The following is a 15,400-nucleotide window of genomic DNA, read 5'->3' on the forward strand; positions in this document are numbered from 1 at the left end:
TCCGTCAGTCACACATACGTCCTCTTCGCAAAATTTGATGGCGTCGCTTTTAAGGCGCCGGTCGTCGAGCTTTGGTGAACAGGCGATGAAAATTCGCGGTCGTGACGTCCGCGAAGGCCGCAGGCTCGAGCCCGACCGTATCCGCCACCGTCGCGGCAGTGAAGGCGACGTAAGATGGCTCATTACGTTTCCCACGCTTCGGCGCCGGCGCGAGATACGGAGAATCCGTCTCCACCAGCAGGCGATCGTGCGGCACGATACGCGCGATGTCGCGCAGTTCCGAAGACTTCGGGAATGTCGCGATTCCCGAAAAACTCAGATAGCCGCCAAGAGCGAGCGCCCTGCCCGCCAGATCCGGCCCGGACGCAAAGCAGTGCAGCAGGAACGGAAAAGCGCCGCGCGTCTCCGTCTCGTCCTCCAGAACCGCTGCGACGTCGTCGTCAGCCTGACGCGCGTGAATGACCAGCGGCAGGCCGGCCAGACGAGCGGCGTGGATATGCGCCCGGAAACTCGCTTGCTGAAGCGGGCGCATCTCCGGCGCCCCATGAAAATAATCGAGCCCACTTTCCCCGATCGCCACGACTTCCGGCGCGTCGGCGAGTTCCGCTATCCGCGCGGCTTCTGGCGTCTCTTCTTCATCCACATGGTCCGGATGCGTGCCGATCGAGCACCAGATCGCGAGGTCAGGTCGGGAGTGACGGGTCAGCGCCTTCTGCTCATGTTGGAGAGACAGCCGCGTGCCGATCGTCACCATGCCGTCCAGCCCGGCTTCCCGTGCGCGATCCAGCAGCAAAGGCAGTTCCTCGTCCGAAAAATGATCGAGGTGACAATGCGAGTCTATCAAGCCCGCAGTATGACCCGTCCCCTGAGCCGTCATTGGGCAGTTCCTGCTTCAGGCTCGACGAAGCGCGGGAAAATACCTTCGGGCTTCGGAAGAACGCGGCCGCCCGGAAGCGGCGCATCCAGCGCGGCAAGCGTCCGCTCATCCGTCGTGACGCCAAGCTGGGTCAGCATCTTGTCCATGCTGTCCGGCATATATGGCTGCAGGACCGTCGCGATGACGCGCAGGGCGTCGGCCAGAACGCGAAGGACCGCTTCCATTCTCACCGGGTCGGTCTTCTTCAGAGCCCACGGCGCCTGATGGTCGATGTAGGCGTTGCAGGCGCGGATCAGCTTCCACGTTTCCTCCAGCGCGTCCGTAAGGGCGATGCGGCCGATCTGCTCCGCCATCACCGACGGCAAGATCGATGCCTGGCCGAACAGATGCGTATCCGCTTCCGTAAGCGGGCCGCGTTCCGGCAGGACGCCGCCGCAATTGCGTGCGATCAGCGACAGCGTCCGCTGCGCCAGATTGCCTAGGTCGTTGGCCAGCTCAACGTTCATTCTGGATATCAGGGAACGTCTGGAAAGGTCTGAATCTCCACCGAAAGGCACTTCGCGAATCAGGAAGAACCGCACTGCATCGAGACCGAACTCCGCGACAAGATCACGCGGGTCGATCACGTTGCCCACGGACTTGCTCATCTTCTCGCCCTCGACCGTCCACCAGCCGTTCGAGAACACCATCGACGGAAGATCGATCCCGGCGGCCATCAGGAAGGCGGGCCAGTAAACCGTATGGAAACGGGCGATGTCCTTGCCGACCATGTGCAGGTTCGCGGGCCAGAACACCATGCGGGGCGCCGACGTATCGGGATACCCCAGGGCAGTCAGGTAATTGGCGAGAGCGTCGAACCACACATACATGACGTGGTCTTCGTCGCCCGGCACCGGCACACCCCATTTGAAGCTGGTGCGGCTGATCGACAGGTCGCGAAGGCCCTGCTTCACGAAGCTGACAATCTCGTTCTTCCGTCCGACGGGACCGATAAATTGCGGATGCTTGTCGTATAGCTCCAGCAGTCGGTCCTGATACGCTGACAGCCGGAAGAAATAGGATGGTTCGCGCATCCATTCGACCGGCGCGCCAGATGGGGCGACCTTCGTTCCGTCAGGTCGCGTGACCAGTTCGTCTTCGCCGTAAAATGCCTCGTCGCGCAGGGCGTACCAGCCCTCGTACGCTCCAAGATAGATATCTCCGCCGGCGGCGACTTTCTCCCACAACGCCTGCGCTCCCGCCTTGTGGCGGGGCTCCGTCGTACGAATGAAGTCGTCGTAAGAGATTCCCATGACGTCGGCGACCGCGCGGAACTCGGCGGCGAAGCGGTCCGTGAACGCCTGCGGATCTTCCCCGGCGGCCAGAGCGGCCTGCTCGACCTTCTGACCGTGTTCGTCCGTGCCAGTCAGGAAAAACACGTCCTTGCCGGAAAGACGGTTGAAGCGCGCGACGATGTCGGCGGCGATCGATGTGTAGGCGTGGCCGATATGGGGCGCGCCATTCACATAGTAGATCGGGGTGGTCACATAGAAACGGCCGCTCATGTCTGCTCTTGGCTTCCCGGTTGCTTTGGTCGATGGGTTACGTGCGAGGCGAGGCGATTCGCCGGACCTGCTGCATGTTTGTCGATAAAAGTCACTCATACCGGATGCAGACGCCTCTCGCGAGGCCCGGCGGCATGTTCTCCATGCAGCCGCCGTCTTCAGACGACGGTTCAGCTGTCAGCTCAACAGATTACCACCGCATTCCATCCCCCATGGACAGCGCAGACGCCCGGAGACCGCCCACTCGTCGCAACTAGCGCCCGCCAGCGACAGACAGCGCCTCGATGACCGCTTCATGCTTATCCAGATTAAAGCGTTCCGTCTCCGATCGGATGCGGCCCACATTCGTCCAGCGTTCAGCCAGCGCCGCGCTTTCCTCCAGCCGTCCGGCCCGCCGCGTCGCCGCCGCCAGAACGTCCGCCAGAAGCGTGAAGAAAAGCGGGAATCCCACGTCGCTGCGGGCTATTCCCTCTGCAACGTCGAGCATCCGCGCGACGCTCATGCCAGCCAACGCTTCCTGAGCGACACCAGCCAACGCACCGCCTTTGTCAGCAAGCAACGCGATCGCGCGCCCCGGCGATCCCTGCGCGAGCGGGAGCACGCGCTCGATCTCGGACGGCTCAGCATCGCTCGCCTCGCGCATCAGAACGGCGCGCACCGACGCCTCGTCCAACGGCGGCACAGTCAACGTCCGGCACCTGCTGCGAATAGTGGGCAGGAGGCGGCCCGGCGTCGCACAGGTAAGCAGCAGAATCGCCCGATTGGGCGGTTCCTCAAGCACCTTAAGCAGCGCGTTCGCCGCGTTGCGGTTCATCGCGTCGACGTTGTCGACCAACACCACCCGCCACCCGCCCTCGGCGGCCGTGCGATGGAGAAAGGCGCCAATCGGCCGAATCTCATCGGCGACGATTTCACCACGAAAACGTTGCTTTTTCTCGTCGTAGCTGCGGCCGATGGCCAGAAGGTCCGGGTGGGAGCCCGCCGTCACCTGCCTGCCCGCCGAAGACGCCGCATCTTCCGCGTTCAGCAGGATTCGGGCCATGCGAAAGGCCAGAGCCGCCTTGCCTACGCCCTCCGGTCCGGTCAGCAACCAGGCGTGATGAAGCCTGCCGGTCGTAAACGCATTTCTGAAGGCGCTCAGGCTGGCCTCATGTCCCGTCAGGGACAGAGAAGCTCTTCGCGCCTTGTCGAGCGGGCGCTCTTCCGTCGCTATCGGAGCCGCGCTGGCGGCCCTGGACCGCGAACCTCTGGGCGCGGCCATCTCTACCGCGCCTTCAGAAAAGATTCGATCCGACTGGCGACGGCGGCGGTGATGGTCTCCGGGCTGTCGGCGTCGGAGGATACGCGAAGAAAACGCCCCGGCTCCGACGAAGCGACTGCGGCGAATCCCTCCGCCACCCGCAAGTGAAAAGACGGATCAGCCTGCTCGTAACGATCGAGAGTCGCCACACCGCCGGTTACGGCCGCCGCACGGGCCTCGATCCGGCGACGCCCTATGGCTGGAGCGACTTCAAACAGGATAGTGATATCCGGGACGAGTCCAACCTCGCGGCTCAGACGCGCGATAAGCGCGAGGACGTCCGGATCGGCGCGTCCCTGCCCATATCCTTGGTACGCCATCGTTGAGTCAAAAAAACGATCGCACAAAACGATCCGTCCCGCCTCGATCGCCGGACGGATCACGTTGTCGACGTGATCACAGCGAGCCGCGAAATGGGCCATGATTTCAGCACGCAACGAAAACGCGACGCCGCCGAACAACAGCAGTTCCCGCAACGCCTCGGCCGCAGGCGAACCGCCGGGTTCCCGGGTCGTCAGCACGTCATATCCCATGCGGGTCAGCACCGGGGCCAAAGCGCGAAGCTGCGTAGACTTGCCCGCGCCTTCGCCTCCTTCGAGTGTGATGAAAGCGCCCCGCGTCATTGCTGCTCCATTACCCACCGCACCATCGAGGCGAAGTTTGTTCAGTTTTTGTCGCCGCCTTTGCAGAGCGATCGAATGAGTAGAGGAAAATTGTTGATAAATTGATTTAAAAACAATTTTTTACAAATTTTTCTTCATAAAAAAATTAGCCGGGTGCAACGCCAACGGAAAGAGCCGACGGCAAATGGGACTATTGTAAGCCGCCCTACATGGCGTGATTTTTTATTTCAAAAACAACGCCATGCATAACTACACCCTGGTTACGTCTCTTCAGTGTCCGCCCAATCCCAGGCGATAAGCGACACGCCCGCCAAAACCGAGCTTCCTCGTGCCATCGCTTGCGATCAGTGGAACGGAGAGAGACGTCGCCGCAGGCGGTTGGGGGGCGATCGGCGCCACGCCACCCGCAGCTGGCGCCGGGCTCGGCGCTGGCGGAACTGCCGCTGGAGCGCCTGCGATCGTCACGGTCAGGCGTCCGATCTCCTGCCCCGCCGCAACCGGCGCGATCAACGGGGATGAATAATCCACGCCGACCTGAACGCGAGATTGCCAGCCATGAGGCAGAACCATGGTGACGTCACGCGCCACAGCGACCGGCACGGTTCTCGCTTCGCCCATCCAGACCGGCGCCTGATCTACGATCTGTCCCTTACGGACGATCGTCGCGGTCTCAAAATTCGCGAACGCCCACGACAACAGGCGTTCTCCCTCATGCGCGCGCTCATTCGAAGAGGCCATGCCGTTCAACGCCATGACGACGCGACGATCGCCACGAAGTGAGGACGCGCAAAGCCCAAAGCCGCCAGCGTCGGTGTGTCCGGTCTTCAACCCGTCGGCCAGGCCCTTGTCGACCAGAACGTTACGGTTGCCCTGACTTATCTTGTTGAACTTAAAATCTTTTTCTGAAAAATAATGGTAATACTGCGGAAAATCCCTGATCAGATGCGTCGCAATGGTGGAAACGTCTCTCGCGGACATGTAGTGGCCTTCAGCAGGCCAGCCGGTCGAGTTCATGAAGTGGCTGTTGGTCATGCCGAGCTTCGCGGCGGTGTCGTTCATCAGCGCGACGAACTGCTCCTCCGACCCCGAAATACCCTCCGCCAGCACGATGCACGCGTCGTTGCCCGACTGGATGAGCATTCCCTGAATCAGTTCCTCGACCGCCACGCTTTCGCCGAGCGGCACGAACATCTTCGAACCCTGCATACGCCAGGCGCGCTCGCTGACCGGCAGGGACTGGTCAAGCTTCAGCCTGCCGGACTGCAGCATTCCGAACACGACATAGGCGGTCATCATCTTGGTGAGGGACGACGGCGGCATCCGCTCGTCCGCCGCCTTCTCCATCAACACGATGCCGGAATTGAAGTCGACGATGCACACCCAGCGGGCGACGGTGTCCACCGGCCCAATTGGCGTCGTCGCAGGCGGACCGCCCGCTGCAACGGCAGCAGCGTCGTCATCGCCTGCCTTCGACGCTGCGGGCTTGTGCGCAGCATGACCGCCACGACGCGGGTGCGCGGCCAAAGCCGCTTCAAGGTTTCCAGAAACGCCGGAAACGCCACCGGCAAGGGCGGCTGCGCCGCTGGCGAGAAGTATGCGTCGGGTCTGCACGTTCAAATCCTATTCGACGACGATATGAGCGCCGGTTAACCCGATCGCCAGTGCGCGGTCCAGAGCAGCGTCCGCCTCGTCCACCCCGTTGAAGGGGCCGACGCGCACCGTCCAGGCCGGACCGCTTCCGGCTGAACTGGGCCACACGGTTCCCCCGGCGCGAATCGCCTCCATCGAGGCGTAACGCCGCTGGGTGAAACGTCCAGTCTCTACCCATAGTCCACCGGGGCGTGGAAATCCCTGCCGATATGACACAGGAAAACGAGGCAAGGCGATTACGCCCGCCACAGCGGCCTCAGACGCGCCAGCCCTCGGGTCGGCAGGCGCAACGCCAGACAGAGACCTCCCCGGCGGCGGCAGGTCTTGCCGCGTTACGGTCGTGACTGGCGCCGCCTGCAACGCCAGCATGGGGCCGCCCGGCAGCGTTTCGGCGTATCCTCGACTTGACGCCTCGATCTCTTCCACTTCCACGCGCGCAAGCCCGGCGCCCATGCCCAGAGCCGCCGCCGCGCGAGGCGTGAGCGAGATCAGTCGTCCCCGTCTGGCTGGACCACGATCATCGAGGCGCACGTCGATCTCACGCCCATTTTCCAGATTGCGGACAGTGACGTCCACCGGCAGTTGCAGCGTCGGGTGCGACCCCGCCATCGCCTGCGGATCGTAGACCTCGCCGTCGGCGGTTGTCCCCGCGGGGCGGGTCCCCGCGTCCACCACGGCGAGCCCCGTTTCCCGATAGGAAAATTCTTCACGCGGATACCGCCAGAGGCCGTCCGCCTGATAGGCCGCGCCCACGACGTAGTGCGGATGCGCGATCGGCGGCGGCGAGACTTGGCGGCAGGAAACCAGACCAAGCGCCGACGCGCCAAGTGCGCTGCTCAACGTCAGGCTCCCCGCGCCTCGCCTCACGGCTTGTCGGGGCGCACCTGGCGCCCGACGCACGGCGCCAGCGGAAATCATGTCGTCATCAGGCCCATCAGACCGACGCCCAGTGCGTAATAGTCTGAGGGGTTGTAGCGGCGAATCACATCGAAATTATGATAAACCATGAACGCCTCGCCGCCCGGCCCGTCAGGCCGCACGATAGCGCCAGTCACATCTTCGTGCGAAAAACGGCCGCCGTCCTGACGCCGCACTCCAGCCGCCATCCATTGAGCCAGCGAACGCTTATGCTCGCGCCCAATGTCCGCCTGCTGCAACGTGTCCGGCGCCTGAACCGGCTGCCCCCACGGTTCGCCAGACAGCCAGCCACAGCGTGAAAGGTAGTTTGCGATAGACGCCAAAACGTCGGGCACGCTTGTCCAGATATTTGCAGGACCATTGCTACCGAAAGAATGAGCGTAGCTCAGATAGGCGCTGGGCATGAATTGCGGCTGCCCCATCGCCCCGGCGTAACTTCCAACCATGCCGGATGGCGGGATGCCACGTTCATTCAGTATTTTCAGCGCCTTGAGCAACTCAGATCGGAAAAACGCAGCGCGGCGCCCGTCGAAGGCAAGCGTCGCAAGAGCGTCGATGACATTGAAATGGCCGGTCAGCTTTCCGTAGTAGGACTCAAGCCCCCAAATTCCCATAATGGGCGTCTCGTCCACGCTGAAGCGCGCGGAAACCTGGCTGATCAGCGCCCGATTTGTCGCGTAGGCTGCTTTTCCGGCGTCTATTTTTCCGGTGCTGAGCACTTTGGCTCGATACTGCGCCCAGGTAAGCGTGAACTCCGGCTGATGGCGATCGAGCTCCAACACCTTCGCATTCGGTCGTTGCGTCAGCGCCAGCGCTTCGGTCACCAGCGACGACGACAGGCCCATGCCGACCGCCTGGCTGTGGACCCCGGCAAGAAATGCGTCGTAAGCGCCCGCACCGCTGGGCGCCGCCGCGCGATGAGCGACTGCCCGCGCAAAAACCGGTCGAGGCGCGACAGACAGAGCCGCCACGCCGCCCAGCAGAGCGCGCGAAACAGCCCGCCGTTCGATCTGCTTACGTGTTCCGGCTTGCGCTGACGCGTTGAGAGGCTCGGACGTGGACATCGTCAGTTCTCTTCCGGACGAAGGATGCGGCGTTCACAGACGCCATACATGATGAAATGAACGAAGGGATTGAGCTGCGCCGCGAGCACGTCGGGATTCGCTTCCAGATACGCGTTGCAGTCGAAATGCGGGTTTGGGTTCCGCCCTTCCCGCCAGCCGCACTCCATGAAATGCGTCGCGGGATCGACACCAGCGGCCGCAACGTCAGGGTAGGCCGCCGCGTACCATTCTCGGTCGAAGTAGAACAACGCGGTGGGCGTTCCGTCACGCATCGCACCGGGCGCTGGCGAACCCTCGTCGGCAGCAGGCGCAACGCGCTTGCCGCCGAATGCGGCCGGAACGCCTTTTCCACGCGACGTTCCCGGTTTCGGATCGAGTTTTGTGGTTGACGGCTTCTGCTTGAGGGCCCGGGCGGCGGAAGCGCGTGTAGAGGGGCGAGATGAGGTTCTGGATGTAGCGGATTTCAAAACATGATCCTGTCGCTGCATTGCTCAGCACGCCACCATGCAAGGCGCGCGCACCCGCTCTGTGTCCCCAGATTTATGGCGGAAGCGCGGCGACGCAGCAAGGGAGCGCACGGATCACGCGAGGGATCTGCCTCACGCTCTGCTCAGGCGCCCCGGCGGCGATTGGCCAGCGAACGCCCGATCGTGCAAAGAGCGCGCATGTCGCTTCCTTCCCTTTCTTCCTGGCTGGCCGTTTCTGTCCACGACCCTGCGTTGCAGGCAGTGGCGATTCTACTGGCGACTTTCATCCTTGAGGACGGCGCGACCTTGCTTACGGCGATCGCTGTTGGCGACGGCCTTATCGCGTGGCCGCTCGCTCTTTCGGCGCTATACGTGGGAATCATCATCGGCGACGCCGGTCTTTACGGGCTTGGCCGCCTGGCCGCTTTCTGGCCGCCCGCACGGCGTTGGGCGCCTGCGGAAAAGACTCGTCAGATGCCAGTGACCACCGATGATTCAGGCGGGTGGTCGGCCCAGATCAAAAGGCGATTCGCTCCCACCGCCCCGGAAGGTGGAGCTCTCTGGTGGCGCGGAGCCGCGTTGTTCCGGGTGGTGTTCATCTGCCGGTTCATTCCCGGAACGCGTCTTCCCGTCTACACGGCGTCCGGGTTCTTCGGCGCAGGGTTCCTCATCTTCATGCTGGCGACCGCAATCGCCACGCTGTTTTGGACAAGCGCGCTGTTTGCGCTATCGCTTCACGTCGGCAGACCCCTACTCGACGCACTGGGGGCATGGCGCTGGCTCGGCGTCATTGGTTTTCTTGCCGCGATTGTTTTTGTCGGCCGGCATATTTCTGGCGGCGGAAAACACGCCTGACGACGAGAACCTCGACCGATCGAAACACGATACGGATTTGCTCATGACCTTTATGCCCCGCGCGCCCCGTGATTTCGCAGCCTCTTCCGACGTTCCTGATTACGGCGTTTTGGCTACCCGCGCGTTGCAGGGCAAAGCGTCGCCAAAACACGAGAGTCGGTCGGCGGCAACTCGTGAAGCTGGCGGACCGGTCAGCTTTTTCGAGTTCTGGCCCGGCTGGCTGTTTTATACGCCCATCGTCGCCTACTGGATCATGATGGGTTTGCGTTATCGCGATTTTGGCCTGCCTACGGCGGCCAATCCGCGGATCGCGACTGGCGGGCTGTGCGGAGAGAGCAAGACATCCATTCTGGACATGGCCGGCCCTGTCGCACGTCCGTGGATCGCACCCTACGTCATTCTCGACACGGATTCTGAGGATCTAAAACGCGCCGAGACCGCTCTGGCGGCGGCGTCCCTTAGCTTGCCCGTGGTGGTGAAGCCCGACATCGGATGCAACGGAACCGGGGTCAAGCTCGTGCGAACGCGGAAAGCGTTGGCCGACGCGCTGGCGGCTTTTCCTCGTGGAGTGCGTCTGATCATCCAGCGGCTGATTCCTTACGAGCACGAAGCCGGGCTGTTCTACATTCGACATCCCGACGAGCCGACCGGACGCATCAGTTCCATCACCTACAAGGACGTGCCGTTTCTCACAGGCGACGGGGTTTCGACAGTCGAACAGTTACTGCTCTCCGATCCGCGCACACGCCTGGTGCCGCATCTTTATCGCGAACGCCTGTCCGAGCGCCTGACTGAAGTGTTGCCTCAGGGCGCAGGGCTTCCCCTGGTGTTCACCGGCAATCACTGCAAGGGATCTGTGTTCCGCAACGGCGCAACCGACATCACGCCTGCGCTCGTGGCCGCGCTCGACCGGATCATGACCGACATTCCTGACTTTCACTTCGGGCGTGTAGATGTGAAATTTGAGTCAGTAGAAGCACTCCGCCGGGGCGAGGGCTTCGAAATCATCGAGATCAACGGTGTCGGTTCAGAAGCGACGCATATATGGGACGCCGCCACCACGTTGCGGGAGGCCTACGCCACGCAGTTTCACCACTACGGCGAGAGTTTTCGGATTGGCGCGAAGAAGAAACGAGCCGGCTGGAAATCCTGTTCGGTCAGAGAAGGCGTAAGGCTGTGGCGCGAACAGCGACGCCTGATGCGCTCCTACCCACTTAATGACTGACTGTAATCAACTGGTTTTATTGAAAAATATACTTACCAGTTCCGTGCTTGAAGAGCCTCTGAACATTGCGGCGCGGCCTGCTCGTGGTGACTCATTCGACCTCCCGTTCGCTTAATTTTTTCTTTCAAAATATATACGCAAAACATTGATTTTAAATGATTTTAACTTTTACAGCTTAATGATCAGAAGTGCGCCTAAGACTCACTTTACTCCCCGAGAGGGGTGGAAGAGCCGATTCAGACACTTTCAACTTCGCGTTTTCTCATACAAAAGGCGATACAGAATATTATTCATGATAAATTAATTAACTAAGGGATTTTCTTTAGACACCAGTTCATTTCATTTTCAGGTTAATCCGGCAAACCGCCGTTACCAAAAATGTAATTGCTCACCTGCTGCTCGAGACTCATAGGCTCGCGTGTATTGCCAAGCACGTCCCCCGCCTTGGTCAATACGGAGGAAGCGCCCGGTTCGATGATCAATGCGTTGTCGCCCGACATCGTGGCGCTGCCTACGGAGAGCGTGCTGTCTGTCGGGAAATGCAAACGGTCGTCAACCTCAAACGCCACCTCCGCCATTGCGCTGGCCGGATTGAGGCGAATCGTATCGACGCGACCCACAGGAACGCCGGAAATCATCACATCCGCCCCGGGGGCAAGACCATTCGCCGAAATGAAGCGGGCAGAGAGAGGGTAACGTTTCGCGCCGAAGCCAGTCTGCAGGCCATGCGCGTACAAGGCGAATCCAGCGGTAAGCGCGATCACTGCCGTGCTGAACAGCAGCGGACCGCCTTTTCTGCGTATCGCCATGAGATGTCGTCCCCTCGTCAAACCGACGCCAGCGCGTCTCACGGCGGAGTAAGCGTGAGCGCCCCCTTCGCCGTCAAGCGTCGCACCGTCCAGAATCGGCGCGCCGACAGGTATCGCTCCCTTCAAGGGCGGTCTAATACTTATGCCCGGCGGTCCTGCACGGAAGCGCCCCGGCGCGTCCACGCCGTGTCCATTAGCCCCTCACAAACCGGATTGCCGCATGACGCTGATACAGGCCCTCGTGATCGCTATTCTCCAGGGGGCGACGGAGCTCTTCCCTGTCAGCAGTCTCGGGCATGCGGTTCTGCTTCCCGCGCTTCTTCACTGGCCCTTCAACGAAAACGACGAGACTTTCCTCCCGTTCCTCGTGATGCTCCATCTAGGGACCTCGGTCGCGCTGTTCGTGTTCTTCTGGCGTGACTGGGCAGCGATTTTCCGCGGCCTTTTCGGGTTCGACAACGCGCAGCGACGGGTGGAGAGCCTCAAGATCATCATGTTGCTGGTCATCGCCACAATCCCGGCGATCATCGTGGGCGGCCTGTTCGATCATCTTCTGAAGCATCTGTTCGGCGCGCCTATGGCCGCTGCGGGCTTTCTCGTGCTGAACGGATTGCTGCTGCTGTCCGTCGAGCGCCTGCGCGGCCGGATTGGCGCAGATATCTCGGATCGCCCCATCGCCAGCCTGACCTCGCGCGACGCGCTGATCATCGGCTGCTTCCAATGCCTGGCCCTGTTCCCGGGCCTCTCCCGCTCCGGCGCGACGATCGCGGGCGGCCTGCTGCGTGGCCTGCATCATGACGTAGCGGCGCGTTTCTCATTCCTGATGGCCGAGCCGGTTATCCTAGCGGCGACGGCGCATCAGGTGATGAAGATGCGCCACATGACCATCAGCCACGAGCAGATACAGATCGGTCTGATCGCGGCGATCGTCTCCGGAATCACCGCACTGATCAGCACGGCCGCGCTGATGCGGTATTTCCGCAATCACGACAACTGGGCGCTCGCGCCGTTCGCCTATTACTGCATCGCGGTCGGTCTGGGCGCGCTGGCGATACTCGGCGGCGCGCTGTAAGACCGGCCACGCCGCGCAACGGCGACGCTTTCGCCCGCCCGCTTCCCCTGGCGTGGCGTTGGGCAGCGTCGTTCTTCGTTTGCACGTTTGTTCCTGTAGGATAACGTTCCGATGGAGCGCGGCGGCGACGTCGTGCGTGCGGGGCTGACTCCAGTTCCCGTGATTGATGCGGCCGCCACCCTGTAAGCGGCGCTCTCGCGCATAGATGGAGACAAGTCGACGACCATGCCCAGCCCACAGCCCGGCCTGCGGTCCGACGGCGCGCCCGCCTCGCCGACCGACAAGAGTTTTTTCACCCGGGGCGCGCTCCGGAAGTCGGTCGAGACGATTGAAAGGGAGAACGAGAGTCACGGCCTTCGCCGCAGCCTCGGCCCCGTGCAGCTGACCATGCTTGGCGTCGGTTCGACCATCGGAGCGGGCATCTATGTGATGACCGGCACGGCCGCCGCCAATTACGCCGGACCGGCCATCCTCCTGTCTTTCGTCATAGCGGGCCTCGCCTGCCTGTTTACGGCGCTGTCCTATGGCGAACTGGCTTCGGCAATGCCGGTCTCCGGATCCGCCTACAGCTACGCCTATGTCTCGTTGGGCGAACGTGCGGCGTGGTGGGTCGGCTGGCTGCTGCTACTGGAATACGGAATCTCCTGCGCTGGCGTAGCGTCAGGCTTTTCAGGCTACGCCGTCAGTCTTCTCGGCGATCTGGGCGTCCATGTGCCCGCCGCCCTGCATACGACGCTCATCCAGACGACGATGACCCCAGCCGGGATGCGCGCCTCCGTGGGGCAGCACATCGATCTTGTCGGCGCAGGCGTGGTTCTGTTTGTCACTGTGTTTCTGGTGATGGGTGTCGAGGAATCGGTGCGCATCAACACGGCGATCGTCATTCTGAAGGTCGGCGTGTTGCTGATTTTCATGATCGTCGGCCTTCGCGCCATCCACCCGGCTTATTGGACGCCCTTCATCCCGCCGTCGGAAGGATCATTTCATTACGGAATTCCCGGCATTTTCCGCGCAGCCTCCATCATCTTCTTCGCCTATGTCGGCTTCGAAGCCGTCTCGACGGCCTCCTCCGAAGCGCGAAACCCGCGCCGAGACATTCCGATTGGCGTTATCGGGTCTCTGTTGATCTGCACCGTCGTTTACATCTGCGTCGCGGCCGTGCTGATCGGTGTGGTGCCATGGAGAACACTGGACGTCGCAGACCCGCTGGCGCTCGCAGTCGACGCGATTGGTTGGCCGTGGCTGGCGCTTCTCGTGAAAGTAGGCGCGGTGATCGGACTGTGCTCCGTCCTGTTCGGGCTGCTGTACGGCCAGAGCCGGATTTTCTTTACGATCGCCCGTGACGGGTTGCTGCCCCCCGCCTTCTGCATCCTGCATCCCCGCTTCCGCACCCCGTGGAAGGGCGCGATCATTCTTGGCGCGACCGTGGCGCTCGCGACGGCCTTTCTTCCGATCGACATCATCAGCGATCTGGTGAGCATCGGCACGGCGTCCGCCTTTGGCGTGGTGTGCCTGACCGTCATATGGGACCGGAACGCACGTCCCGACGCGATTCGGCCATTTCGGGTGCCGCTGGGCGGCGTCCGGATTCGCGGCGTGTGGATCGGCATTGCGCCTGCTCTTGGCATAGCTTTCTGCCTGATCATGGTCGGGCCGCTGTTCATCGATGTGGTGAGGGATCTGCTCGCGGGGAATCCGACGCCTGCGATTCTCCTTACCTGCTATTTCGCGTTGGGCGCCGGAATTTACCGCTATTACGGGCTGAAACACTCGCATCTTCGGGCTTCGGCGACGTCATGAAGCCTCTGCGCCTTGACTTGGCCGGGCCACGCGGATAGTTCACCCACCACCGGCGCGATGGCGGCGTAGCTCAGCGGTAGAGCAGGGGAATCATAATCCCTTGGTCGGCGGTTCAAATCCGTCCGCCGCTACCATCGGCCGGGAATTTCTTAAATTTCAGACGACTATTTCAACCAATGTCGAGCCATCGCGGCTTGACGGCTGAGCGTCGCGTCCCTTTGCTCGGTGAGCCGGGGCGATCAATTGCGGGAACGTGGCGGCGGACGCGGCAGGCGTCGAAACAGCGCGCAGCAGGCGGTCCCATGTCATCACGGTCTCCCCTCGCTATCGTCACCATGACCTATAATGAAGGCGACCTGGTCTCTGTCTGGCGCCGTCATTACGCGGCGCAGGTCGGGGATGCCCGATGTTACGTCATCGATCACGGCTCGACCGATGGAAGCGTTTCCGATCTGGGAGATGTGAACGTCGTGCGCATCCCCCGATCGCCGCAGGATGACAAGATGCGAGGAGGGTTCCTCTCCTGCTTCTGCGCCTCTTTGCTGTGCTGGTACGACGCGGTGGTCTACGTCGACATTGATGAATTGCTGGTAGCTGACCCCGCGCGATACAACTCACTACTCAGCTACGCCGCGTCCGTGGAGCGGGACGGCATCAGAACCGCCATAGGCTTCGACGTCATCCACCCGTCCAGCGAAGAGCCGACGATGGACTGGAGCCGCCCGGTCAGCGAACAGCGTCGGTGGCTGCGGTTTTCAAGCGCCATGTGCAAACCCGTTCTGATTCGCCAGCCTGTGTCATGGGCGCCGGGTTTCCACTGCATCGACGCGCCCCCGCGCTTCGACAATCTCTATCTCTTTCACCTTCGTTACGCCGACCGCGACGCCGGGCTGGCGCGTCTGGCCCGCACGCGCACACAGCCATGGAAACGACATGACGCCGGGATGCACCAGCGCATGGCGGATGATCGCTGGGACGCCATGCTTTCCGGTATGGCGGGGCTGGAACGTCGTGACGACATTGTTCTGGGAGAGAACGATCCGGCCCTGCGCGAATGGCTTGCGCGCGTGATGGAGAGCGCAAAGTCCCGAACTGAAGAACTTTACAAGATCGATCTGCACCTTTCTGGCGACGCTCTCTGGCGGCTGCCGGACCGATTTGTCGGGACGTTTTAGGATACCGTCCGATCGGATGAA

At 62.0% G+C, this 15,400-nt stretch carries 15 protein-coding genes and 1 tRNA gene; 6 read left to right on the forward strand and 10 right to left on the reverse strand.

The genetic code is table 11. The features are described from left to right. Positions 1-49: 49 nt before the first annotated feature. From G442_RS0114065 to G442_RS26230, 8 genes are all read right to left on the reverse strand, one after another. A complete protein-coding gene (locus G442_RS0114065; RefSeq protein WP_026398508.1) occupies positions 50-877 on the reverse strand; it encodes a TatD family hydrolase in 828 nt (275 codons plus the stop codon). Further along, a complete protein-coding gene (gene metG, locus G442_RS0114070; protein WP_026398509.1) occupies positions 874-2,421 on the reverse strand; it encodes a methionine--tRNA ligase in 1,548 nt (515 codons plus the stop codon). Before metG ends, G442_RS0114065 begins: the two co-directional genes overlap by 4 nt. A gap of 253 nt (positions 2,422-2,674) precedes the next feature. Beyond that, positions 2,675-3,682, reverse strand: coding sequence for a DNA polymerase III subunit delta' (locus G442_RS0114075; protein ID WP_035376669.1), 1,008 nt, complete (start codon positions 3,680-3,682; stop codon positions 2,675-2,677). 2 nt (positions 3,683-3,684) lie between these two features. Further along, positions 3,685-4,344, reverse strand: a complete 660-nt coding sequence (gene tmk, locus G442_RS0114080; RefSeq protein WP_026398511.1) for a dTMP kinase — start codon at positions 4,342-4,344, stop codon at positions 3,685-3,687. A 270-nt stretch (positions 4,345-4,614) separates the two neighbouring features. Next, on the reverse strand, positions 4,615-5,955 hold the full coding sequence (locus G442_RS0114085; RefSeq protein WP_035376681.1) for a D-alanyl-D-alanine carboxypeptidase family protein: 1,341 nt from the start codon (positions 5,953-5,955) through the stop codon (positions 4,615-4,617). 9 nt (positions 5,956-5,964) lie between these two features. Then, positions 5,965-6,834 carry a septal ring lytic transglycosylase RlpA family protein gene (locus G442_RS0114090; RefSeq protein ID WP_035376682.1) on the reverse strand — a complete coding sequence of 290 codons (870 nt, stop codon included), beginning with the start codon at positions 6,832-6,834 and terminating at the stop codon, positions 5,965-5,967. A 74-nt stretch (positions 6,835-6,908) separates the two neighbouring features. Further along, on the reverse strand, positions 6,909-7,976 hold the full coding sequence (locus G442_RS0114095) for a lytic murein transglycosylase (RefSeq protein WP_051292340.1): 1,068 nt from the start codon (positions 7,974-7,976) through the stop codon (positions 6,909-6,911). A 2-nt stretch (positions 7,977-7,978) separates the two neighbouring features. After that, positions 7,979-8,443 carry a hypothetical protein gene (locus G442_RS26230; protein ID WP_246789458.1) on the reverse strand — a complete coding sequence of 155 codons (465 nt, stop codon included), beginning with the start codon at positions 8,441-8,443 and terminating at the stop codon, positions 7,979-7,981. Between the two features lie 198 nt (positions 8,444-8,641). On the opposite strand from G442_RS26230, the gene G442_RS0114105 reads away from it, so the two are divergent. Both G442_RS0114105 and G442_RS0114110 read left to right on the forward strand, forming a co-directional pair. After that, positions 8,642-9,298, forward strand: coding sequence for a DedA family protein (locus G442_RS0114105; protein WP_026398516.1), 657 nt, complete (start codon positions 8,642-8,644; stop codon positions 9,296-9,298). Positions 9,299-9,341: 43 nt separating this feature from the next. Further along, positions 9,342-10,523, forward strand: a complete 1,182-nt coding sequence (locus tag G442_RS0114110; RefSeq protein ID WP_246789459.1) for an ATP-grasp domain-containing protein — start codon at positions 9,342-9,344, stop codon at positions 10,521-10,523. A gap of 350 nt (positions 10,524-10,873) precedes the next feature. Here the strand turns inward: G442_RS0114110 and G442_RS0114115 are convergent, their stop codons facing one another. Continuing rightward, complete coding sequence (locus G442_RS0114115) at positions 10,874-11,458, reverse strand: MlaD family protein (protein WP_246789460.1); 585 nt, start codon at positions 11,456-11,458, stop codon at positions 10,874-10,876. A 94-nt stretch (positions 11,459-11,552) separates the two neighbouring features. Between G442_RS0114115 and G442_RS0114120 the strand changes: the two genes are divergently transcribed. From G442_RS0114120 to G442_RS0114130, 3 genes are all read left to right on the forward strand, one after another. Further along, on the forward strand, positions 11,553-12,404 hold the full coding sequence (locus G442_RS0114120; RefSeq protein ID WP_026398519.1) for an undecaprenyl-diphosphate phosphatase: 852 nt from the start codon (positions 11,553-11,555) through the stop codon (positions 12,402-12,404). Between the two features lie 225 nt (positions 12,405-12,629). Beyond that, positions 12,630-14,204 carry an amino acid permease gene (locus tag G442_RS0114125; protein ID WP_084440615.1) on the forward strand — a complete coding sequence of 525 codons (1,575 nt, stop codon included), beginning with the start codon at positions 12,630-12,632 and terminating at the stop codon, positions 14,202-14,204. A 59-nt stretch (positions 14,205-14,263) separates the two neighbouring features. Continuing rightward, a tRNA-Met gene (locus G442_RS0114130) sits at positions 14,264-14,338 on the forward strand. 22 nt (positions 14,339-14,360) lie between these two features. On the opposite strand, the gene G442_RS25180 is transcribed toward G442_RS0114130, so the two are convergent. Next, a complete protein-coding gene (locus tag G442_RS25180) occupies positions 14,361-14,513 on the reverse strand; it encodes a hypothetical protein (RefSeq protein ID WP_154660380.1) in 153 nt (50 codons plus the stop codon). On the opposite strand from G442_RS25180, the gene G442_RS0114135 reads away from it, so the two are divergent. Then, positions 14,507-15,379, forward strand: coding sequence for a glycosyltransferase family 2 protein (locus tag G442_RS0114135; protein WP_026398521.1), 873 nt, complete (start codon positions 14,507-14,509; stop codon positions 15,377-15,379). The two genes, G442_RS25180 and G442_RS0114135, sit on opposite strands and share 7 nt — an antisense overlap. Positions 15,380-15,400 lie beyond the last annotated feature (21 nt).

This window comes from Acetobacter nitrogenifigens DSM 23921 = NBRC 105050, from assembly GCF_000429165.1.
Lineage (GTDB): Bacteria > Pseudomonadota > Alphaproteobacteria > Acetobacterales > Acetobacteraceae > Acetobacter > Acetobacter nitrogenifigens.

Bases quoted from the DNA above. Each gene is read 5' to 3' on its own strand.
- G442_RS0114065 (WP_026398508.1), bottom strand. From the start codon at position 877: ATGACGGCTCAGGGGACGGGTCATACTGCGGGCTTGATAGACTCGCAT.
- metG (WP_026398509.1), bottom strand. From the start codon at position 2,421: ATGAGCGGCCGTTTCTATGTGACCACCCCGATCTACTATGTGAATGGC.
- G442_RS0114075 (WP_035376669.1), bottom strand. From the start codon at position 3,682: ATGGCCGCGCCCAGAGGTTCGCGGTCCAGGGCCGCCAGCGCGGCTCCG.
- tmk (WP_026398511.1), bottom strand. From the start codon at position 4,344: ATGACGCGGGGCGCTTTCATCACACTCGAAGGAGGCGAAGGCGCGGGC.
- G442_RS0114095 (WP_051292340.1), bottom strand. From the start codon at position 7,976: ATGTCCACGTCCGAGCCTCTCAACGCGTCAGCGCAAGCCGGAACACGT.
- G442_RS0114105 (WP_026398516.1), top strand. From the start codon at position 8,642: ATGTCGCTTCCTTCCCTTTCTTCCTGGCTGGCCGTTTCTGTCCACGAC.
- G442_RS0114110 (WP_246789459.1), top strand. From the start codon at position 9,342: ATGACCTTTATGCCCCGCGCGCCCCGTGATTTCGCAGCCTCTTCCGAC.
- G442_RS0114120 (WP_026398519.1), top strand. From the start codon at position 11,553: ATGACGCTGATACAGGCCCTCGTGATCGCTATTCTCCAGGGGGCGACG.
- G442_RS0114125 (WP_084440615.1), top strand. From the start codon at position 12,630: ATGCCCAGCCCACAGCCCGGCCTGCGGTCCGACGGCGCGCCCGCCTCG.
- G442_RS0114135 (WP_026398521.1), top strand. From the start codon at position 14,507: ATGTCATCACGGTCTCCCCTCGCTATCGTCACCATGACCTATAATGAA.
- G442_RS25180 (WP_154660380.1), bottom strand. From the start codon at position 14,513: ATGACATGGGACCGCCTGCTGCGCGCTGTTTCGACGCCTGCCGCGTCC.